This is a genomic window from Parasedimentitalea huanghaiensis, assembly GCF_009753675.1.
GTDB lineage: Bacteria > Pseudomonadota > Alphaproteobacteria > Rhodobacterales > Rhodobacteraceae > Parasedimentitalea > Parasedimentitalea huanghaiensis.
In genome coordinates this window covers 194585-214028 of the sequence record NZ_WQLV01000002.1, presented here as the reverse complement: position 1 = coordinate 214028, position 19444 = coordinate 194585, and the positions used below count along the sequence as shown (strand labels likewise).

The window sequence follows — 19444 nt, the reverse complement described above, 5'->3', positions numbered from 1 at the left end:
CTTGGGCGCAACGCCGCGCTTTGCGCGGCGTTTTCTTTTTGCTGAGAGGTTCCTGAAGGGCAGGTCTGCCCCTCAGGAACCCGTTCAAGTGTATGGTCTGCCATCCCCGCCTCAAGGATAAACCGCGCCTGCGCGCGGCCGCGGTGCGGTCCTTGATCCGAGGCTGGCGGGTCGAGGGAAGGGGTTAAATCTGTATGATACGGTTTAACCTCTAACTGCTGCCATTCGCTGTGTGCCGCCCAAGGTCAGCTATGTGGGACAGTGCAGTTACTCTGTCAGCGCCATCGCAGTCGCTCCGATGTCTGCTGTCGGAGTTGCGTGCCATCTATGGCTGTTACATTCCTTTGAATCGTTTAGAAGATGTTTTCAACAAATTAGGCACTTGATGACAGCCGCGATTTCCACAGCCCACCTGTTCATCTGACTTGATGCCAATGGAAGTGAAAGAATTGGATCTGTGCATCATTTGGTAAGGCGGTAAAACAACTTCTAATACGTTTACTAACGTTGTGATATGGCTTCGATTTGACCGCAATCTGCCTCGGGCCAACCGTTCAGTGCATATTCAAACGCTTCGTTAACAGAAGAAATGCGTTTTGGCCTATTTAGGGCCAACCGTCCGCGGAGAACTCCTAGCTCACCACGGTTGGCGTAGTTCAGTAGCTGTTGGTAGTGAGGATAATAGTCGTAACCTGGGTAAACTGCATCTTTCTCGTTCGCCGTCAGTTCGAATTTCGGCGGGTTCCAACGTTTTCCATTCGTCAAGATGTATTCAACGAGTGCTGCCTCCATCTCAAAACGAAAGTCGGAGGACGTATAATACTGAAAACATCTTTGTTCTGCAGCCATAGCAAGGTTATTGGCTCGCGCTTGTTCTTCAGCGGCGTCGCGATCTCGTTGCACTTTCTGCTCTAAGGAAGCGTGGATTGCGGAATCTTCCACATGCAGCTTGTCGCGAACAATATCTGCACATTCGGCCTGAAGAAACAGGAAGTTTTGATGTCTGCTACCCTCAAGAGATCTCAAAGTTAGGAAGGCCGCTTGGTTGCAAGTATCCATTCCATTGGGCCAATTTCTATAACCGACGAGCTTTTCCCACACGTCTATCGGTAAATCATTGTCAATAATGACCGAGTGTTCAAGCCGCAAGTTGGCGTCGACTATGAGGTTGGCTGCCTTTGAGTTCCCGTCAGAAATGGCTCGTGAAAACATTTCGCTTGCACTGTCAAAATACGAGATTTGGTACCCGAGATCGGTCAGTTGTTGTAGCGGACTGACGGTTCGCTTGGCCTGTTCTTCTAAGGTTTGAGCTACCCCTTCAATTGCGACCATTGCCTCTTCTGTAGCCGTAGCACTTTGTCGCAAAGTGTTGATATGTTCACTTACGCGGTCAGGCCAAACAAACGCGACCAATGCAATGAAGAAAGCGAGGATGGTTCCAAGAACTTGTGCGCGGTTTGCAACCCGTGAATTTGCCAAAGATTGCCAAAATTTGCGGAACATAGAAGAAAAAGTAAAAATCCAATCCTTCATCACATAAATCTCCATCCACTTTCGGTTCACTAACAAACGCTTCTTGTGGAATGCATGCTACAAAACAGAAACCTCTTATTCTAAATCGACTTAGGATGACGATCAAGGCGGGAGAAACGGCTCGTGAAACAAGCCTTTGGTAGTATTGAATGTGGCTTTGTCACGTTTGTGTCGTATGTAATGAAAGTTGACTTTCGGGCGTGCCGTAGCAATGATCATTGCGGGCTCTCAGCACATATTGGCTGCATGAAACAGGAATGGATTCTCTGCTATTTGGGGGCCAGATGTGACCGAAGCAATAGCGACGATTTTCGGACAAGATATTTGTCGATGCAACAGGAAGTGAATCGAGCGAAGCGCAAACGCTGAACCAGAGGTTCGGTGCCGGGCCCAACTGGGGACAGGCATATGAGATGTCTGGCCTCGGACGGGAGCGCTTGGGGCGTGAATTTGGCTGGTAATCATTGATCTGCGCCCTCAAATCGGTCTATGCGCAGACATGGATCATTTTCTCTATCGCGATGGCGCGCTTTACGCCGAAGACGTCCCGTTGGCCGAAATTGCAGCCAACGTTGGAACTCCGTTTTATGTCTATTCCACCGCAACACTACAGCGGCACTTTAAGCTGTTTGATGATGCGCTGGAGGGGATCGACCATCTGGTCTGCTATGCGATGAAGGCCGCCAGCAATCAGGCGATCTTGAAAACGCTGGCGCAGGTCGGTGCGGGTATGGACGTGGTCAGCCAGGGTGAATACCTACGCGCCAAGGCGGCAGGCGTTTCCGGTGACAAAATTGTGTTTTCCGGCGTCGGCAAAACAGCCGAGGAAATCCGGGTCGCGCTGAGCGGTGGTATCCGCCAGTTCAACGTCGAATCCGAGCCTGAGATGGAAGTGATCAACGTGGTTGCGCTGGAGCTGGGCATGGTTGCGCCGATCACCGTGCGGGTGAACCCGGATGTGGATGCCAAGACCCATGCCAAGATTGCTACTGGTAAGTCCGAGAACAAATTCGGCATTCCGATCTCCCGTGCTGTTGAAGTCTATGCCCGTGCTGCAGCCCTTCCGGGGTTAGACGTGATCGGTATTGATGTGCATATCGGGTCTCAGCTGACTGAGCTGGAGCCGTTTGAGAAGGCCTATCAAAAAGTCGCGGAACTGACCGAGGTCTTGCGGGCTGAAGGTCACAACATCCGGCGTTTGGATCTGGGCGGGGGGCTGGGCATTCCGTATCACACCCAATCCAATGATGCGCCGCCATTGCCGGTAGAATATGGTACGCTGATCAAGAAAACGCTTGGTCACTTGGACTGCGAGATTGAGATTGAGCCGGGCCGTCTGATCGCAGGCAATGCTGGGATGCTGGTCAGCGAAGTGATCTATGTGAAATCAGGTGAAGACCGCGATTTTCTGATCATTGACGGCGCGATGAACGACTTGATCCGTCCGGCTATGTATGAGGCGCATCATGATATTGTTCCGGTGGTTGAACCAGAGGTTGGGGTTGAAACGCAGCCCTATGATATCGTCGGCCCAGTGTGTGAAAGTGGGGATACTTTTGCCAAGCAGCGGAACCTGCCGCCGATGGCTGCTGGCGATTTGGTGGCGTTTCGGTCGGCTGGTGCTTATGGCGCGGTGATGGCCAGCGAATACAATTCACGTCCCTTAATCCCCGAGGTTCTGGTGAATGGTGATCAATTCGCGGTTATCCGCGCAAGGCCAAGCTTTGACGAAATGATAAATCGCGATAGCATACCCGAGTGGCTCTGACGCAATCTGGCGCGGGCCCGTTGGAGACATCGAACAATGGCCGCAACACCCGGACATGATCCCAGACTAGCCACCCTGCGTTGGCCGCTGATGTTGACGCGGTCAGGGATGGTTGCAGAGACACTGTTGCGGGCGTTCTGGCCTCTGGCTTCGGTTGTGATGCTGGCGCTGGCAACACTGATGCTGGGTCTGCACGAGCTTTTGGTGGTCGAACTGGTCTGGGCCGGGGCGGTCGTGACTTTTCTAAGCGGTCTCGTAGCTTTGATCTGGGGGCTGCGTCACCTGCACTGGCCGAGCCGGGAGCAGGCGATAATGCGGCTGGATGAAACCCTGCCTGGCCGGCCGATCAATGCGTTGCTTGATGATCAAGCCATTGGCAGTGAAGATGCGGCCTCAGCTGCGTTGTGGCAGGCCCATAAGATACGTATGACCGCCCGTGCGGCAGAGGCGAGGGCGCCATCCCCCAACTTGAAAATTGCGGCTTCTGACCCCTTCGCACTGCGCTATGTCGCGCTGTTGGCGATGGTTATCGCGGTGCTGTTTGGTTCAATCTGGCGGATTGGAACAGTGCGCGATATGACGCCGGGGGCGGGGATAGCGATGACCGGGCCAACCTGGGAAGGCTGGTTGCAGCCACCCCGTTACACCGGACTGCCAACACGATACCTGAATGACGTCGAAGGAGATGCGTTGAGACTGCCGCAAGGCAGCATAGTCACGCTGCGGTTTTATGGTCAGGCCGGGGCCCTGACCCTGGCAGAAACCGTGTCAGGGCGGGTTGAAGATCTGCCCTCTGCTGCAGATGCCCAGCAAGAGTTTGTGATTGCTCAGGCGGGCGAACTGTCCATCAAAGGCAATGGCGGGCGCAGTTGGCAGGTCGATGTGATCGGTGACCTGCCGCCGCAGATTGCGGTGTCGGGGCAACCTGAAATCGAGCCGGATGGGACCATGTCACTGCCCTATGCAGCCGAAGATGACTATGGTGTCGTTGGAGGAGAGGTGCGCATCGCACTTGATCTACTGGCCCTGAACCGGCGTCATGGCTTGGTGATTGATCCAGATCCGCGTGCAGATATTGTTCTGGACCTGCCGCTGCCGCTGACCGGCGACAGACGTGCGTTTAACGATTTCCTGATCGAGGATTTTTCACAACATCCCTGGGCCAATCTGCCGGTGGTTTATACCTTTTCAGCACAGGATGGGGCAGAGCAAACAAGCTTTGCTGCCGGGTTTGGTGCGCCGTTATTGGCACGACGTTTCTTTGACCCACTGGCAGCGGCCGTAGTTGAACAGCGGCGTGATCTGTTGTGGTCGCGCGCAAATGCACCAAGGGTGGCGCAGATATTACGGGCCCTGTCCCACCACCCGGAAGATCAGTTCCGCAATCCTTCGGCTTACTTACGGATGCGGATGATTTTGCGTAGGTTGGAAAGCTATGTAGCGGCTGGGTTCACTCAAGAGCGGCAAGACGAAATTGCAACGGCGTTGTGGGATCTGGCTCTGTTACTGGAGGACGGTGACGTGGGCGATGCGCTGGAGCGCTTGCGCAGAGCACAAGAGCGGTTGAGTCAGGCGATGAAGGACGGGGCCAGCGATCAGGAAATCGCTGAGTTGATGCAAGAGCTGCGCGATGCGACGCAGGACTATATGCGCCAGCTGCAACGTGAAGCCGAAGCCAACGGTGAGATGATGGATCCAGGCGATATGCCGGATGATATGATGCAGCTGTCCCAGGATGATCTGCAGGCGATGATGGACCGCATTCAAGAGCTGATGGAGCAGGGCCGCATGGCCGAGGCGGAACAGGCGCTGCAAGAGCTGCAGGAAATGATGGAAAATATGCGCATGACCAATGCGCAACCTGGTGAAGGTGGCAGCGAAGGTCAGCAGGCGATGGAAGGGCTGGCCGATACACTGCGCGAGCAACAGGGGTTGTCGGATCAGGCATTTCGCGACTTGCAGGAACAATTTAATCCCGGTGCGCGTAGTGGAGAGAGCGAAGGCAACCAGGGCCGCAATGGTGGTCTGGGGCAGGGCCAGAGCCACGAAGGTGGACAAGGTGGTCAGAGTCAGCAAGGTCAACAAGGGGACGGCCCAGAAGGTCAGGATGAGGCCACCGGTGAAGGGGGCGGTTCGGGCGGCTCTCAGACCCAGGGAGACAGCCTTGCAGAGCGCCAGCAGGCTTTACGCCAGGAACTACAACGCCAGCAAAATGGGTTGCCATTGGGCGGAAGCGAAGATGGCGCGGCAGCGCGGCAGTCGTTGGAGGACGCGGGGCGGGCCATGGAAGGCGCAGAACAGGCCTTGAACCAGGGGGATCTTGCTGAAGCGATTGATCGCCAGGCTGAAGCCATGGAGCGGTTACGTGAAGGAATGCGGTCACTGGGCGAAGCGATGGCTGAGCAGCAGCAAGGCCAGTCCAGCAACCAAACTGGACGCAACAGTGCCAGTCAGGGTAACCGGACGGATCCTTTGGGGCGGGATACCCCTGAAGGCCGGGACGGCATCGGCGATGATGGCAGTAAGATAGGTGAAGGCAGCGCATATCGCCGGGCCTGGGACCTTTTGGAAGAGATTCGCCGCCGAGCTGATGATCGTGAGCGCAGCGACGGCGAACGAGGATACCTGCAACGGCTTCTTGATCGGTTCTAAAAAGACGCGGTGCGTGCAAGCACGCACCCTACGGGTATTTACTGCCAGTTGTTGAGCCGTGATCGGTGACGCATGTGGAGACCAGCTGGTTGGTTACTGTGTATTGCTTACCTTGGCATCCAACCACAATCGGGCCTGATCAACCATCGCGACATAGGAGCTGAGGTAGGGGTCAGCCTGTGGCAAGGTTTCAGCAATCTGGCGCGCATTGGCATAGATCATCACGAGCGCCAGAACCAAGATCAGAACAACGGCAAATCCACGCGAAAACCCGCTTTTCCGTTGGGCTGGGAGTGGATGGTCAGTCGTGTCGCTGGCTGCGACCGTCGGGTTGCTCCCGGCCCGCAAAGTTGAATTTATTTCTTCGATATCGGGCAGCAGACCACGCCGTGAGCCGCTCTCAGCAGCAGCTCGCAGCGCTGGGTTTTCCCCTTTCATCCGGGCCATGCGATCACGTGCTTGATTGGCACGACGGGATGTTTCGTCGTCGGAATCGGTTTCCAACGCTATGTCCGGTTGGTTTTCCAATTCGGCGCTTTCTGCAGCGCGTAACTGGGCTTCGCGTTCAGCCTCTTCGCGCAGGATGCCCGTGACTGACGGATCCATCCCACGCGCCAGACCTAAGGTATGTTGCGGAGCTTCCTCTATAGGATCCTCGGCTTCAGGTTCCGAAATGTGGTCCGGCTCCGGCTCCGGCTCTGGCGAGTGTTCGGGGCCTGTACTGTCATCTGAGAGCGCATCTTGCTCCCCGGCAACAGCATTGTCTTCGGTGACAGGTGGTTCGGCTTCCGCCTCTGCCTCTGCCTCGGCAGGAGCGGGGGCGGGCTCAGATGATTTAATCGGAGCCTCGTTAGGAACCTCAGCCGTCGTAGTGTTGGAACCGGCCTGATACCAGGTATCACCGCAGTTGGAGCATTGTACGTCGCGACCCTCGGAGGGGATGACCTCGTCTGGAACCTCGTACTGGGCTTCGCAATTTGGACATGTCAGCCGCATTCTGTCTCTCCTGGACGCTAAGTCCCTGCCGGATGCTATTTTTGTTAAGCGACCATAAGCAGTTCCGGGCTGCCAAGAAAGAGGCAATTCACCTGTGATTAGGCTAGGTTGTTTCGTCGGGGATTGCGCGCAACAGCACCTGCCCATTGAAACTACCCCGACACTGAGGCACAACAGCCTGAATACCATCAGGGGGCAACCGTGATCGAGCTGGACAATGTAGGCTATAACTATGGTGGTGGAGAGCTGCTGACTAATGTGTCAGCGCAGCTGTCACCAGGGTCGTTCCATTTTCTCACCGGTCCCTCGGGCGCGGGTAAAACAACGCTATTAAAGCTGTGTTATGGGGCTCTTAGCCCAACTTCGGGGCGAGTAAGAGCGTTCAATATGGACGTCAAAGGGCTCGACCGGAACCAGATGGCTCTGCTACGGCGTCGAATTGGTGTCGTGCATCAGGATTGTAGATTCTTGGACCACCTGCCTGTGAAGGAGAACATTGCCTTACCGCTGACAGTTGCGGGCAAAGACCTAAGTCAGGAACAGGACAATTTGCAGGAATTGCTCAATTGGGTGGGTCTTTCCGAGAGAGCGCATGCCAATCCGCCGGAATTGTCAGGTGGTGAACGTCAGCGCGCAGCGCTGGCGCGGGCGGTGATTTTGTCGCCTGAAGTGATTATTGCCGATGAGCCAACTGGTAACGTTGATTGGGAAATGTCCCAGCGCCTATTGCAGCTGCTGGTCGAGCTGAACCGTATGGGCAAGACTATTCTGGTTGCCACCCATGATCTGGCGCTGATCCGGGCTGCCAAAAATCAGGTGCAGACACGGGTGCTGCGGATTTCTGAAAAGCGACTGCAACTGGCAGGAGCAGATCTATGAGCGGTGGTCGTATTCGCAGGTTGGTCGTTGGGGACGCACAGGCCGATCGGGTGGTGCCTCCTAGTGGGTTCACCGCACAGCTGACACTGTTTGTCGCGGCTGCGATGGCTTTTCTGGCGGTGTTTGCGCTGGCGCTGTCACTGGCGTCGGGTCGATTGGCAGATCGTTGGGCAGATGAGTTAGCACGCGCGGCGACGCTGCGGATCAACGCCCCAGCTGATCAGCGGGCGGCACAAACGCAGGCGGCATTGACTGTATTGCAACAAACACCGGGTGTTGCCTCGGCGCGGGCCTTGACGGCGGATGAGCAGGCGGCGCTGTTGGCGCCCTGGTTTGGTGCCGAGCTGCCGCTGGACAGCCTGCCAGTGCCCCAGTTGATTGAGGTGCTGGAGACCGAAAGCGGATATGACGAGACAGGGCTGCGATTGCGCCTTCAGGCTGAAGTGCCGGGCGCAGTGCTGGATGACCATAGCCGCTGGCGCAAGCCGCTGGTTGACGCGGCGCGAAGCCTGCGCCGTCTTGGGCTGTTTTCGATCCTGCTGATTGGAGGCGCCATGGCTGGCATGATCACCCTTGCTGCCAATGCGGCATTAGCTGCCAATGCGCAGGTGATCGAGGTCTTGCGGCTGGTGGGTGCACAGGACAGCTATATTGCGCATGCCTTTGTGCGTCGGTTTACCTTGCGGGCTTTGGTTGGCTGTGGTGTTGGCGTCGTGTTTGGAATGATCGGCGTCTGGCTGATGCCTGCAGCGTCCCAAGAGGGCGGATTTCTGACTGGATTGGGATTTGTAGGCTGGGGGTGGCTTATGCCGCTTGCGATACCGGTGCTGGGGGCTTTGGTGGCCTTTGTAGCGACCAGCCGTGCCGCTAAGAAAAGATTGGGAGCTTTGACGTGATGACACCTCTTCAGCGGTTTAGAGCGCTGCTGTTCAGTGTGCAGATGTATCCGATGATGTTTATCATTGGCTTGATGTTTGCGCCTTGGGCGATTTTTAGCAAAAAGGGCGCCCGAACCTGTTGCAAGACTTACTCGCGCTGGATTTTCTGGACTGCGCGCTGGATGGTTGGCATTCGCTGCGAAGTACGCGGCACGCCACCTGAGGGAGAAGTCCTGATTGCTGCCAAGCATCAGTCCTTTCTGGATATCATGATGATCTTTACCGCGCTTCCGACGGCTAAGTTCATCATGAAAAAGGAAATACTGCGCACCCCGGTGATCGGGCAATATGCCAAACTGCTGGACTGTGTTGCCGTTGACCGGGGCAAACGTGGCGCTGCCATTGAAAAGATGGTTCGGGACGTGGATGCGGGCCGACAGGAAGCAGGGCAGCTGATCATTTATGCGCAGGGGACTCGCGTCAAGCCGGGCGTTAAGGCCGACTATAAGGTTGGCACCGGAGTGCTTTACGAACAATTGCAACAGACCTGTGTTCCAGTTGCTACCAATGTGGGGGTGATGTGGCCACGCAAGGGCATAACGCGGCACCCCGGCGTCGCTGTGGTGGAGTTTCTGGATCCAATTGAACCAGGGATGAACCGCAAGGAATTTATGAAAACATTGGAGCAGCGCGTCGAAGAACGTTCGGATGAACTGATGCGTGAAGCGGGGTTTGAACCAAATGGACTACATCAATAGCGTTGATGAACTAGAGGGCCTGTATGGCCAAGTTGGGGCGCCATCCTTGCGCAAGGTTGCACGGAGGATGACGCCAACCTATCGGAAATGGATCATGGCCTCGCGCCTGTGTATGTTGACGACTGTTGGCCCCGAAGGCACGGATGACACGCCACGCGGCGATGATGGGCCCGTGGTACTGGAGCTGGATCCCGGTACATTGGCGCTGCCGGATTGGCGGGGCAATAACCGGCTGGACAGCCTGCGCAACATCGTGCGCGATGGTCGGGTGTCACTGATGTTCCTTGTGCAGGGCTCGAATAACGTTGTGCGCGTCAATGGGCATGCGCGGGTAACTGCAGATCCGGATCTGCGCGCGCGGTTTGAGAAGACGACGGGCAAACTGCCGGCCACTGTGACTGTGATTGCCATAGATGAAATATACGTCCAATGCGCCCGTGCCCTGTTGAGGGCTGGAACCTGGAATGGTCAGGATCACAGTCAGGATTTGCCCAAAGTCGGGGACATACTGGCCGAGATGACCAATGGCGAAGAGGGTGGGCAACCCTATGACGATGCATGGGGGGCGCGAGCTGCTGCAACAATGTGGTAATTACACTCGCGGAATTAGCGATCAGACTGGCGCAAGTATCTACTGCTGCTGAACTGAACAGTTAGGAATACGAGAATGACGCTGGCGCCCGTTCTGATATCAATCGCTCCGATATTTCTTCTTATTGTGCTGGGGTATCTGCTGCGCCGGAACGGTATTCCGAATGTTGAATTCTGGAACCTGAACGACAAGCTGGTCTACTGGGTACTGATGCCCGCGTTGCTGTTTTACAAAACGTCGACGATTGAACTGTCCCCTGGGTTAGTCGGATCCTATTCGGTGGTCATCATTGGTGGTATGGCTACTGCGCTGGTGTTCGGGCTTGGCGTGGCAAAACTAGCTGGATTGCCGGGGAGTAGCGCCAGTTCGGTGATGCAGGGTGCAGCCCGTCACAACGCCTTTATTGCGCTTTCGATCGCAGGGAGCCTGTTTGGTTCAGATGGGTTGTCTCTGGGTGCGCTGGCAATGGCGCTTCTTATTCCAGTTACGAACCTCGCTGTTGTTCCGTTGATGGTGGTTCTGAACAAAGGCGAGAGCGAGGGAAATGTGCTGCTGATGGTGCTGCGCGATCTGGCCCGTAACCCGCTAATTGTGTCTGTGCTGGCGGGGGTGTCCTTTAACATTCTGGGGGCAGGTGAAGTCCCGGTGCTGCACGACACAACCCGGCTGCTTGGAAACGCGGCGCTGCCTATCGTATTGATGTGCGTTGGTGCAAATCTACGGTTGCGCGCCATGCAGGCCTCAGGTTTGCCGCTGGCACTTTCAATCTGCGGCAAGTTTATCGTGTTCCCTCTGATCACCGTGCTTCTGGCGCGATTTTTCGGACTTACGGAGCTTGAAACATTTGTTGCCGTGCTTTTCGCGGCTTCGCCTACTGCATCGGCATCTTATACTCTGGCCCGGCAAATGGGGGGTGACGCGCCACTGATGGCTGCAATCACTACCATTCAAACTGCGCTGGCATTCCTTACTCTGCCGGTGTGGCTGTTGCTGGTGGAGCAGCTTTTCTAAGTATCAGTTCGGAAGGTAACCCATGGGTTACCCCCTTTGTTGAGTATTGGTGCTCAGCTTAGCTGATGACTTCGCCAATCAGCATCTGCGGCTGAACATTGGTGAAATTGGCGATGTCGGCCAGAACCGGCGGCGCGGCCGCCATTGAAGCATTCAGCGCATCTTGGTTTTCGAACACCAAAGTTGCCACGGCATAGATCCCTGGTGGAGTATCTGGGCCGCCAGCCAACCCTTTGGTGACGAACATGGTTTCTATGTGTTCGCCCATATGTTCGCCAACTAGGTCGAAATGTTTGGTGGTGTAATAGCTGTAGTCAAACGTAGTGCCTTCGCTGATTGGATAAATCACTTGAAGAGAAACGGCCATGGCATGTCCTTCCTGAACGGGTACGAGTTAAGAAACAGAGTCTAACTAGAGCGCAAATAGAGCGTTCGGCCAAATGAAAAAGAACAATCGGCATTTGGATCTTTCTACGGAACGCCCCCATATTCGCGGTTAAGCAGAGGTAAGTGATGAAAAATACACGTTTCACGGATCCATGCAGACGATTTTTCAGGTTTTGAGGTGCTAGAATTTGGTTCGTTCTGAGGTTGAATAGCGCGCAGTGTAACATTGACTAAGAGAGGTGTGGTTCATCGTGCGCAGACCCGTTCCGTTATCGGCTTGAACCAAGTTACCGCCCCCAACAGGTGGGGGCGCCAGCAAGCAGTTACCTTACAGTCAAACGACACAGCAAAGTGTTGTTGGTTTCCAGATCCGGCCCCCAGATCAAGCGTGCATTCCGGTCCCAGCGAATGCGATCATAGCCGTCTTTGGGGCGGACATCCCGTTCCGAGTAAACGCTTGCAGCTTGCCAGTGAGAAACATCGAATCCAGGTGCGCTCCACCCGTGTGGTTCTGCCGTAGCTGTGAAACCGCAAGGGCCCTGGCCGGCAACCGGATTTCGCTCTCTGGCGCAGGATTTATTCAACGGGGCTTCGTGGGTGATCAGACACCGCCAGTCTTCATTGCTGACAGCTATAGTTCTACCACCCGTATCCCTTACTTGAAGAATGACACCGCCATCCCCCATCTGCTGTCTCCGAGAACCAATGTACTCCAGACCTGTGTCGTTTTCTTTGAAATCTCTTGCGATAAGCCCAATGGTGAATGGGCGCTGTGCCTGAAATGCAAAACTTTCAGCGTTAAAGGAGCGTTCGGTGGTGATTGGAACACTGTCATGGGCAACTTCGGTGCCATTCACATGAAAGGCGAACCAGTTATCAGCCCAGACATCAGCAGTGTAGGTTTCGGCAGAGACGCCGCTGACAAAAAGCCAGCTGGCCAACAAAGTCGCAATGAGGCGGTGCATTTAGACAATCTCCTTCTGGGACAATGGAGATGATACGCAGATCAAGTACAGTTCCGTCGGAAAATATGCTGGTTGAAATTACTTGCCTGCATCGGGCCGGTTAACCCAATCAATTGTGGTATAGAAACGTACCTACGAAAAGAACGTTGCCTGCATGCCGTGATTTTGCCGCAGTGATATCCTAAGGAGAGTTTAGCCTGGACGCAAAACCACATGATTCAGGACAATCGACAGTAAAACCATCAGCGGCAGTGCAGACCAAGACTGCGGAGTAGGGATCAGATGCAGGCGACTTTTGACTTTCTATCGTATTATTTGGAATATGCTACGAGCGTATTTCTGCATTTTGCCGATCCCAAGCAACGAATTTTCTACGTCTATATAGCGACATCTGTTTTGGCGGCTTTTGCGATCTACCTTGTACATCGCAGGAACGGCGCGCAGGGCACAGAGGCCGAGGGATCGTTTTTGGCCTTTCTCTTTCCAAAATCGGTCTGGCAACATCCCTCCGCCTGGCTGGATCTGCGGTACTTCGTTTTTCATAAGCTGATAGGTCATTTTCTTTTGTTTGGCCTGCTTGCCTTCATCACGACCACCTGCTTTCGCTGGGTCACGGGTCAGTCAATGACGTCGATTCCATCAAATGCCGGGGCCTCAACCAGCTTGCTGCTGACCATCGGCTATATGTTTGTAACCATTATGGTTGGGGATTTGATTGGCTATACAGCGCATTATCTGCAGCACAAAGTTCCAATCCTGTGGGAATTTCACAAGGTTCACCACAGTGCAGAGGTCATGCACCCGATATCGAACTACCGTGAACACCCGGTGGATAACCTGTTTTATACGCTTAGCATTGGTGCGGGGTATGGCGTGGTAATCGGGTTGTCTTACAACCTGATCGGCTACCTGCCAAATACACCAACCATTCTGGGTGTGCCGTTGTTGATGTTCCTGTTCAATATCTTGGCCTACAACCTCCGCCACTCGCATATCTGGCTGCGCTGGCCCGGGCGCTGGTCGATGGTGTTTCCATCCCCTGCACACCATCATGTGCACCACAGCTGCCATCCTGATCATTTTGACAAGAACTTTGCCTTTATCTTCCCAATCTGGGATGTGATTTTTGGCACATACATCATGCCAGAGGACAACCGGGATGTGAAATTTGGTGTGGCTGGAATGAAGTCAATGGAGATGGACAGTTGCTGGAAACTGTATTCGGTTCCCTTTGTCAAAGCGGGGAGGCGGCTGCGCAAGTCACTCAGAACCCAAAGCGGCAAACAGGCCAAGACTGGTCAGCAGAAATAGAAAAGGGCGGTGCGTTGAAGCCGCCTTTATTGTCTGGGCAACGCACCCACATTGGAATGAGCTAACAAGATGGGTGCGGCGGAAATGGGGACATCACAGATTAGTCCTGATCATAGTTAGATCCTGACCAGGCAGACCACCCATCTGCGAAGTGATAGACATCGGTGTAGCCCCAGGTGAGTGCTTTGGCGCTGGCGATGGCTGAACGATCACAGGCTGAGTGGTTGCAGTAGAACACAATTTTCTGATTTTTCCCTGCGAGTTCAGACAGGCGTTCCTTGGAAAATTGAGAGTTCAGTTCAAGTCCAACAGCACCACGAATATGCGCTCGATCGTATCTCCAGCTGGATCTGAGGTCGATAAACACCGCGCCTTTTTGATAGAGCTCGTGTGCCTCCAGGTGGTCGATACGTTTTGCACCATCCACCATATACTCTGGCGTATCAGTCTTTGTAATGAGGGCTTCGTAGTCTGAGTTTGTCTGCGCAAAAACTGGCAGTGTATTGCCAAGAATTATCGCACAGGTCAGAGACGCAGCAGCTAACAGTTTCTGCATTTCATATCTCCTTTGTACGTATATGAGGCAAACTAGCTGGAAGCGGTCGTAGGCCCAGAAAATTGTTTGGTAAGGGTGAGCGGGCCGGAAACCAAAAAAAGGCAGCCCCGTTTGGGACTGCCCTTGGTTCGCGTCTGTCTTAACAGCTTAGCTGTGGATCGCACCGTCGCCGCAGGCCAGGGCTGCTTTGCACACCGCCCCGGATCAGGTGTCAGGTCTCGCAGGTCATATCCTGCCCGCAGCACAGGGGCGATTTGATCTTGCCTTCGCATTTGGGGCAGCGCGAGATCTGCACCTTGCTGCCATCATCCAGCTCCAATGTGTCGTTGACGAGCGGCTCGTTACAGTCGGCGCAGGTCGCATTCACACCCATGCCGCAAGCTCCACAGCGGTACGTAGCCATGTTCTTCCTCCTGTTTTTGCATGTTGTGATGGTGTGGGAAGTTGGGGCGTCGGTCAATTGGGAATTTGGGGGGACGCCGAGAGGGCTTTGGTGGCGAAGGTCAGGTTTGAGGCCAATCCTACCAATACTGTGCGATGCCCCAAGGGCAGCTATACGCAGGAAACAGACTTTGCAAAGCCGAAGAGACGGCCCAGAACCGATTTTCAGCGACTATCGGTGTTGCAGCGATGTGGCACGCGATTGCGAACTTTAGCGGCGAGCAAAAGGCCTGAGGACCGGCGCACAAGTCATTGAATACCTATCTGGAATAGCAAACGCCAATAGCTACACAAAGCGGTGGTTAATCTGACCGCATTTCTTCTAGGTCTGTAACCGTGTAGCTGACGCTAATGGTTCCGTCCGGCTTTCGGATCGTACCAATCTCGATGCTCGCGCGGAACCGCTCGCCCAATGTGATTCCGTCTTGGCTTTCAATTCGTTCCAGATAGTCTTGGCTTACTTGGTGGCTGAATTTGCCGGATACGATTTCGTCAGCGCCGTCACGCTTGAAATCGAAAGTTCGCTTTATCGGTGAAAGCCCAACCAGCGTCCCGACCCATTCAACGGTGTCAATTTTGACATTGGTCTCAGATATACGCCGATAGGCACGTTCGATTCCAGCCCGATCAAAAACCATTTGCCGGTCTGGAAGATTCGCCTTAAGAGACGCTTCACTTTTTTCCAGGTGACTGAAAAACCTACCCAACGCATTGAATACACGTGGGTTTATTTCATCGATATCAATGAGAAAATCGTCTTCTTCAATCTGCGTAAGTTCCTCGAACAACAAGGTGGCCTCTTCCAATGACTCTCTTACTGTAGTTTTTACCGCGCTGGACTGGCGTGCGTCCTTTTCTTCCAAGATAAACCCAAAGGAGCCAGTAGCAACGCCACGAATATTCAGTGCAGCCAATTCCGAGCCTTTGATCTTACCCCGCTGAGCGAGTTCGCCCTTAAGGCTTGAGGCGAATAAGGTCGTTACTATCGACTGGAAATAGCTCAGCGCCTGAGCCGCGAAAGTTGCATCAATTGTCCGCGTGCCGTCTACTGGTGCACCATCAAACAAAAGCGCAACCTCAGCTACTTGATCGTCCTTGCTTCTGAGTGCCTCCAGTTCTTTGGAGACAACACGATGTCGAGTCTCGAAGTTCAAGCGCCCGACCACATCTCCATCCGCGTTGGCCTCGCTTACCAAAGCCTCCAGTTCAGCTTTCTGCCTCTCTAACGATGTGATGGACTGAAGATCAGACACTGAACCTACTCCCAATCGCGTGGTCAACCGCAGTAAACTCCATTGGATCAACCGCAAGCGGCACTTCGAGAATTCCTTTCTTCGAACCGCTTCCGCGCATATCGGAAAACAGCCCAAACCAGTACGTTGTGTTCCTCACAAGCGGCCTTGATCCGGCGTCAAGATCGATATCGTACGTGTCACAAAGATAGGCTGGCTTCATAGCAAGTGTATCAAAAAATTGGTTCCGAAGGTAGTTTGTATAGTCCGCAGCCCATGATAACGGGTCGGCTTGATACTTTATTGGCCTATTATAGAGGGTCACTACATCGATATCGTTGGGATTGCGTTTCTGCGTTCTCTCCACATCTTCGACAAAACTACCATCAATCCACTGTGATCCACTGACAAAGCCGCCGGAGTGGAGGTGCTTTCTATATTCGTTTAATCCCTTCAATAGTTTAGCACGGTGTTCAGACGTACAAAAACGCTCTACGACTTCCTGCATGGTCGCTGAAAACGGTGAGCGAGCGTTTGGCAATGTAGGATGACCGTTTACGAAGGGTGGCAAACCACCGTGATCAGCAAATTCTGGAATGGGCATAAAAATCTCAATGTTCTCTCCAGGACAACCTATCCGCGATCTGATCCCAATGTCCAAGCCTATCTTTGGGTCATTTAAAAACTTCCTTCGAGCTGTGTGGTTCTCTCGAATGAGGTAAAGGTTAACTTTTTTCTGGAATGGCAGCTTCCCTTTTTACAGCCCACTTATTCGCCATCGCAGAGAAGGACCGCTTTCGAGCCGACGAGCCAAACAGCGATGGCCGCTTAGGGGGCATTGCGCAAGGCTCAACGAATGGTGGCTTAGTCCTGTTTAACCGACATTGGCCGCAGAAAAATTGAAACGCTTCGGAGAGTATTTTGGGAGTTTATTGAGTAATCCGGTACCAAACCGCCCACGCCAGAAAAGCTGACACTGCCACAACAAAAAAGGCCCCCCAAATCGGGAGGCCTTCCTATTCTTCACTACCAACAGCTTAGCTGTGGATCGCGCCGTCGCCGCAAGCCAGGGCTGCCTCACGGACCGCCTCGGAATACGTCGGGTGGGCGTGGCAGGTTAGGGCGATGTCTTCGGCGGAGGCGCCGAATTCCATCGCGACACAGATCTCGTGGATCATGTCGCCAGCGCCGGGGCCGATGATGGCGGCGCCCAGGACGCGGTCGGTTTCCTTGTCGGTGATCAGCTTCACGAAGCCCTCACCCTGGTGAACCGCCTTGGCGCGGCCGTTGCCCATGAACATGAACTTGCCGATCTTCAGCTTGCGACCCTCGGCCTTGAGCGCGTCTTCGGTCTGGCCGACGGTGGCAACCTCAGGCGTTGTGTAGACCACGCCGGGGATGACGCCATAGTTCACGTGGCCATGTTTGCCTGCCAATACTTCAGCGACGGCCATGCCTTCGTCTTCGGCCTTGTGGGCCAGCATTGGGCCTTCGATCACGTCACCGATGGCATAGACGCCGGGCACGTTGGTGGCCCAGTGGGCATCGGTGGCGATCTGGCCGCGCTCTGTCATTTTCACGCCCAGTGCGTCCAGGCCCAGACCGTCAGAGTATGGCTTGCGGCCTGTGGCAACCAGCACCACGTCGGCGTCCAGAACCTGTTCTTCGTCTGGTTTCTTCTTCAGCGCGTATTTCACCTTGGCCTTGGTTTTCGACGCATCAACGCCCGAAACCGCAGCACCCATGATGAATTTAAGGCCCTGCTTTTCCAGGATCCGCTTGAAGGCCCGCTGGACATCTTTGTCCATGCCGGGGCAGACGGCGTCCATGTATTCGACCACGGTGACCTCAGCCCCCAGACGGGCATAGACCGAGCCCAGCTCCAGACCGATGACGCCTGCGCCAATAACGGTCATTTTCTTGGGCACCTTAGGCAGGTCCAGCGCACCTGTGCTGTCGACCACAACGCCAGCGTCGTTGTCGACGGTGACGCCTGGCAGCGACGAGACAACCGAGCCCGAGGCGATCACGATGTTCTTGGTCTCGTGCACATCGTCACCAACCTTGACCTGACCGGCGGCAGGGATCGAGGCCCAGCCTTTCAGCCAGTCGATCTTGTTCTTCTTCATCAGGAATTCGACGCCGACAGTGTTCTGGCCGATGACGTCTTCCTTGTAGGCCTTCATCTGCTTCCAGTCGACCGAAGGCGATTTGCCCTTTAGGCCCATGGTGGCAAAGTTGTGCTCGGCTTCGTGCAGCATGTGGGTTGCGTGCAGCAGCGCCTTGGAGGGGATACAGCCCACGTTGAGGCAGGTGCCGCCCAGGGTCTCGCGGCCCTCGACGATGGCGGTTTTCAGGCCCAGCTGGGCGCAGCGGATGGCCGATACATAGCCGCCGGGGCCTGCACCGATGATGATGACGTCATAGCTTGCCATTTAAGATCTCCTTTTGCCCTGTCAGGGCCTGGTCAATACGGTTGCGCCACAGGCGGGGCAGGTCAAGGTGCCATGCCACGCGGGGGCGGTATTCGTTGTCTGTTCCTGCCAGGGGCCGGGGTCCAGGATCTGGACATAGGCGGCACCCTCGCCGGGTTGGGTGTTTGGGCCTGTTCCAACAATCCAGACCAGTTCTGCGCGTTTGGCGCAAGAGGGGCAGGTCAGTTGTTCAGGATCGCGGTAGGCCATGTGTGCGTCTTAGTTGTGAGCGGGGAGGGGGCGCTGCCCCCGGCCCATGCGGGCCTCCCCCGGGATATTTGGGGCCAGATGAAGCTGGGGATCTGAGTTGGTCATGAGCCTCCTGTTGGTGTGCGGGGTCGCAGGCTTGGGGAGTAAGCTAGCGGATTTGGATTGCACGCGGCGTTGGGAAAACGGCAGCGGGCTTGAGCGGATGCGGCGAATGCGTGCTGGCCTGGGAGAAAGATCATGGGGTGCCCCTCTTTTGGCTTTCGTAGCTGCCAAGCAGGTCATTGGCGCGGTGTATGTCCTTGGCCGGGAGAATATCCGGCGCGTCGTCTAGCGCGTTTTTGAGCAGGTGATAGTCATCTTCGTCCTGCAATTGGCCGCGGTTCATGATCATCTGCAGTTTGCGTTTGGGGTCGCCCATGTCGTCAAAAAAATCCCGCCCGGAGGCTGATGTGTAGCGAGCGAGGAAAGCTGTGGCGGTGGCCTCGCCGTGTTTGAGCGCATTGGGCAAGCCGACCAGCCAGTTGTTTAAGGCCTGCTGAAGACCGCAGAGGTGTTGGCTGGAGGTGCCGGGGCCGTTATCGAACTTGTCCAAGAGCGCGTCGCTGGTTGGGAGATCCTGATCCGGGTCCATCCCGTCGATGTCCTGCATTTGCAGCAGGAGGAAACTGCGGACATGGGTCCAGATGTCGAGCATCCTAATAAACTCAGCGCGCAGTTCCTCACGAGTTCGCCGCTTGGCCATGTTAATCTCCAACCCGGGCCGCTCGCGGCTCGGGCAGCGCCCGACCGCCCCCCTCGGGC

The 19444-nt window shown here is 55.1% G+C and carries 19 protein-coding genes; 8 read left to right on the top strand and 11 right to left on the bottom strand.

Annotated features, from left to right (window positions below; all coding sequences use genetic code 11):
* Positions 1–501 precede the first annotated feature (501 nt).
* Positions 502–1533, bottom strand: a complete 1032-nt coding sequence (locus GO984_RS04660; protein ID WP_157021406.1) for a hypothetical protein — start codon at positions 1531–1533, stop codon at positions 502–504.
* 499 nt (positions 1534–2032) lie between these two features.
* Between GO984_RS04660 and lysA the strand changes: the two genes are divergently transcribed.
* Both lysA and GO984_RS04650 read left to right on the top strand, forming a co-directional pair.
* A complete protein-coding gene (lysA, locus tag GO984_RS04655; RefSeq protein ID WP_157021405.1) occupies positions 2033–3301 on the top strand; it encodes a diaminopimelate decarboxylase in 1269 nt (422 codons plus the stop codon).
* A 36-nt stretch (positions 3302–3337) separates the two neighbouring features.
* A complete protein-coding gene (locus GO984_RS04650; RefSeq protein ID WP_157021404.1) occupies positions 3338–5953 on the top strand; it encodes a TIGR02302 family protein in 2616 nt (871 codons plus the stop codon).
* 93 nt (positions 5954–6046) lie between these two features.
* Here the strand turns inward: GO984_RS04650 and GO984_RS04645 are convergent, their stop codons facing one another.
* Complete coding sequence (locus tag GO984_RS04645) at positions 6047–6949, bottom strand: zinc-ribbon domain-containing protein (RefSeq protein WP_157021403.1); 903 nt, start codon at positions 6947–6949, stop codon at positions 6047–6049.
* A gap of 201 nt (positions 6950–7150) precedes the next feature.
* Between GO984_RS04645 and GO984_RS04640 the strand changes: the two genes are divergently transcribed.
* The 5 genes from GO984_RS04640 to GO984_RS04620 all read left to right on the top strand — a co-directional run bounded on the left by GO984_RS04640 (position 7151) and on the right by GO984_RS04620 (position 11067).
* Positions 7151–7828: an ATP-binding cassette domain-containing protein gene (locus tag GO984_RS04640; protein WP_167740219.1), complete on the top strand. Its 678-nt coding sequence runs from the start codon at positions 7151–7153 to the stop codon at positions 7826–7828.
* Positions 7825–8724 carry a cell division protein FtsX gene (locus GO984_RS04635; RefSeq protein ID WP_157021402.1) on the top strand — a complete coding sequence of 300 codons (900 nt, stop codon included), beginning with the start codon at positions 7825–7827 and terminating at the stop codon, positions 8722–8724. Before GO984_RS04640 ends, GO984_RS04635 begins: the two co-directional genes overlap by 4 nt.
* Positions 8724–9464 (top strand): lysophospholipid acyltransferase family protein, encoded by a 741-nt coding sequence (locus tag GO984_RS04630; RefSeq protein WP_157021840.1) that lies wholly within the window; start codon positions 8724–8726, stop codon positions 9462–9464. Before GO984_RS04635 ends, GO984_RS04630 begins: the two co-directional genes overlap by 1 nt.
* Complete coding sequence (locus GO984_RS04625; protein WP_157021401.1) at positions 9448–10056, top strand: pyridoxamine 5'-phosphate oxidase family protein; 609 nt, start codon at positions 9448–9450, stop codon at positions 10054–10056. The genes GO984_RS04630 and GO984_RS04625 overlap by 17 nt, the downstream gene beginning before the upstream one ends.
* Before the next feature lie 75 nt (positions 10057–10131).
* Positions 10132–11067: an AEC family transporter gene (locus GO984_RS04620; RefSeq protein WP_245231006.1), complete on the top strand. Its 936-nt coding sequence runs from the start codon at positions 10132–10134 to the stop codon at positions 11065–11067.
* Positions 11068–11125: 58 nt separating this feature from the next.
* On the opposite strand, the gene GO984_RS04615 is transcribed toward GO984_RS04620, so the two are convergent.
* Positions 11126–11434 carry an EthD family reductase gene (locus tag GO984_RS04615; RefSeq protein ID WP_157021400.1) on the bottom strand — a complete coding sequence of 103 codons (309 nt, stop codon included), beginning with the start codon at positions 11432–11434 and terminating at the stop codon, positions 11126–11128.
* Positions 11435–11777: 343 nt separating this feature from the next.
* Positions 11778–12419 carry a PEBP family protein gene (locus GO984_RS04610; protein ID WP_157021399.1) on the bottom strand — a complete coding sequence of 214 codons (642 nt, stop codon included), beginning with the start codon at positions 12417–12419 and terminating at the stop codon, positions 11778–11780.
* A 282-nt stretch (positions 12420–12701) separates the two neighbouring features.
* On the opposite strand from GO984_RS04610, the gene GO984_RS04605 reads away from it, so the two are divergent.
* Complete coding sequence (locus tag GO984_RS04605; protein WP_157021398.1) at positions 12702–13730, top strand: sterol desaturase family protein; 1029 nt, start codon at positions 12702–12704, stop codon at positions 13728–13730.
* A gap of 100 nt (positions 13731–13830) precedes the next feature.
* Here the strand turns inward: GO984_RS04605 and GO984_RS04600 are convergent, their stop codons facing one another.
* The 7 genes from GO984_RS04600 to GO984_RS04570 form a co-directional block, all read right to left on the bottom strand.
* On the bottom strand, positions 13831–14286 hold the full coding sequence (locus GO984_RS04600; protein WP_157021397.1) for a rhodanese-like domain-containing protein: 456 nt from the start codon (positions 14284–14286) through the stop codon (positions 13831–13833).
* A gap of 211 nt (positions 14287–14497) precedes the next feature.
* Positions 14498–14689 carry a hypothetical protein gene (locus GO984_RS04595; RefSeq protein WP_157021396.1) on the bottom strand — a complete coding sequence of 64 codons (192 nt, stop codon included), beginning with the start codon at positions 14687–14689 and terminating at the stop codon, positions 14498–14500.
* A gap of 340 nt (positions 14690–15029) precedes the next feature.
* The gene (locus tag GO984_RS04590) at positions 15030–15980 is read right to left on the bottom strand and encodes a hypothetical protein (protein WP_157021395.1); all 951 of its coding nucleotides are present in this window, start codon (positions 15978–15980) and stop codon (positions 15030–15032) included.
* On the bottom strand, positions 15973–16563 hold the full coding sequence (locus GO984_RS04585) for a DUF6932 family protein (RefSeq protein WP_157021394.1): 591 nt from the start codon (positions 16561–16563) through the stop codon (positions 15973–15975). The genes GO984_RS04590 and GO984_RS04585 overlap by 8 nt, the downstream gene beginning before the upstream one ends.
* Before the next feature lie 433 nt (positions 16564–16996).
* Positions 16997–18394, bottom strand: a complete 1398-nt coding sequence (gene lpdA / locus GO984_RS04580) for a dihydrolipoyl dehydrogenase (protein WP_157021393.1) — start codon at positions 18392–18394, stop codon at positions 16997–16999.
* 21 nt (positions 18395–18415) lie between these two features.
* Complete coding sequence (locus GO984_RS04575; protein WP_157021392.1) at positions 18416–18643, bottom strand: hypothetical protein; 228 nt, start codon at positions 18641–18643, stop codon at positions 18416–18418.
* Positions 18644–18878: 235 nt separating this feature from the next.
* Positions 18879–19385 (bottom strand): hypothetical protein, encoded by a 507-nt coding sequence (locus GO984_RS04570; RefSeq protein ID WP_157021391.1) that lies wholly within the window; start codon positions 19383–19385, stop codon positions 18879–18881.
* Positions 19386–19444: the final 59 nt, after the last annotated feature.

Excerpts from the sequence above, each read along its gene's own strand:
- GO984_RS04660 (WP_157021406.1), bottom strand. The coding sequence starts at position 1,533 with ATGAAGGATTGGATTTTTACTTTTTCTTCTATGTTCCGCAAATTTTGG.
- lysA (WP_157021405.1), top strand. The coding sequence starts at position 2,033 with ATGGATCATTTTCTCTATCGCGATGGCGCGCTTTACGCCGAAGACGTC.
- GO984_RS04650 (WP_157021404.1), top strand. The coding sequence starts at position 3,338 with ATGGCCGCAACACCCGGACATGATCCCAGACTAGCCACCCTGCGTTGG.
- GO984_RS04645 (WP_157021403.1), bottom strand. The coding sequence starts at position 6,949 with ATGCGGCTGACATGTCCAAATTGCGAAGCCCAGTACGAGGTTCCAGAC.
- GO984_RS04635 (WP_157021402.1), top strand. The coding sequence starts at position 7,825 with ATGAGCGGTGGTCGTATTCGCAGGTTGGTCGTTGGGGACGCACAGGCC.
- GO984_RS04630 (WP_157021840.1), top strand. The coding sequence starts at position 8,724 with ATGACACCTCTTCAGCGGTTTAGAGCGCTGCTGTTCAGTGTGCAGATG.
- GO984_RS04625 (WP_157021401.1), top strand. The coding sequence starts at position 9,448 with ATGGACTACATCAATAGCGTTGATGAACTAGAGGGCCTGTATGGCCAA.
- GO984_RS04620 (WP_245231006.1), top strand. The coding sequence starts at position 10,132 with ATGACGCTGGCGCCCGTTCTGATATCAATCGCTCCGATATTTCTTCTT.
- GO984_RS04615 (WP_157021400.1), bottom strand. The coding sequence starts at position 11,434 with ATGGCCGTTTCTCTTCAAGTGATTTATCCAATCAGCGAAGGCACTACG.
- GO984_RS04610 (WP_157021399.1), bottom strand. The coding sequence starts at position 12,419 with ATGCACCGCCTCATTGCGACTTTGTTGGCCAGCTGGCTTTTTGTCAGC.
- GO984_RS04605 (WP_157021398.1), top strand. The coding sequence starts at position 12,702 with ATGCAGGCGACTTTTGACTTTCTATCGTATTATTTGGAATATGCTACG.
- GO984_RS04600 (WP_157021397.1), bottom strand. The coding sequence starts at position 14,286 with ATGCAGAAACTGTTAGCTGCTGCGTCTCTGACCTGTGCGATAATTCTT.
- GO984_RS04595 (WP_157021396.1), bottom strand. The coding sequence starts at position 14,689 with ATGGCTACGTACCGCTGTGGAGCTTGCGGCATGGGTGTGAATGCGACC.
- GO984_RS04585 (WP_157021394.1), bottom strand. The coding sequence starts at position 16,563 with ATGCCCATTCCAGAATTTGCTGATCACGGTGGTTTGCCACCCTTCGTA.
- lpdA (WP_157021393.1), bottom strand. The coding sequence starts at position 18,394 with ATGGCAAGCTATGACGTCATCATCATCGGTGCAGGCCCCGGCGGCTAT.
- GO984_RS04575 (WP_157021392.1), bottom strand. The coding sequence starts at position 18,643 with ATGGCCTACCGCGATCCTGAACAACTGACCTGCCCCTCTTGCGCCAAA.
- GO984_RS04570 (WP_157021391.1), bottom strand. The coding sequence starts at position 19,385 with ATGGCCAAGCGGCGAACTCGTGAGGAACTGCGCGCTGAGTTTATTAGG.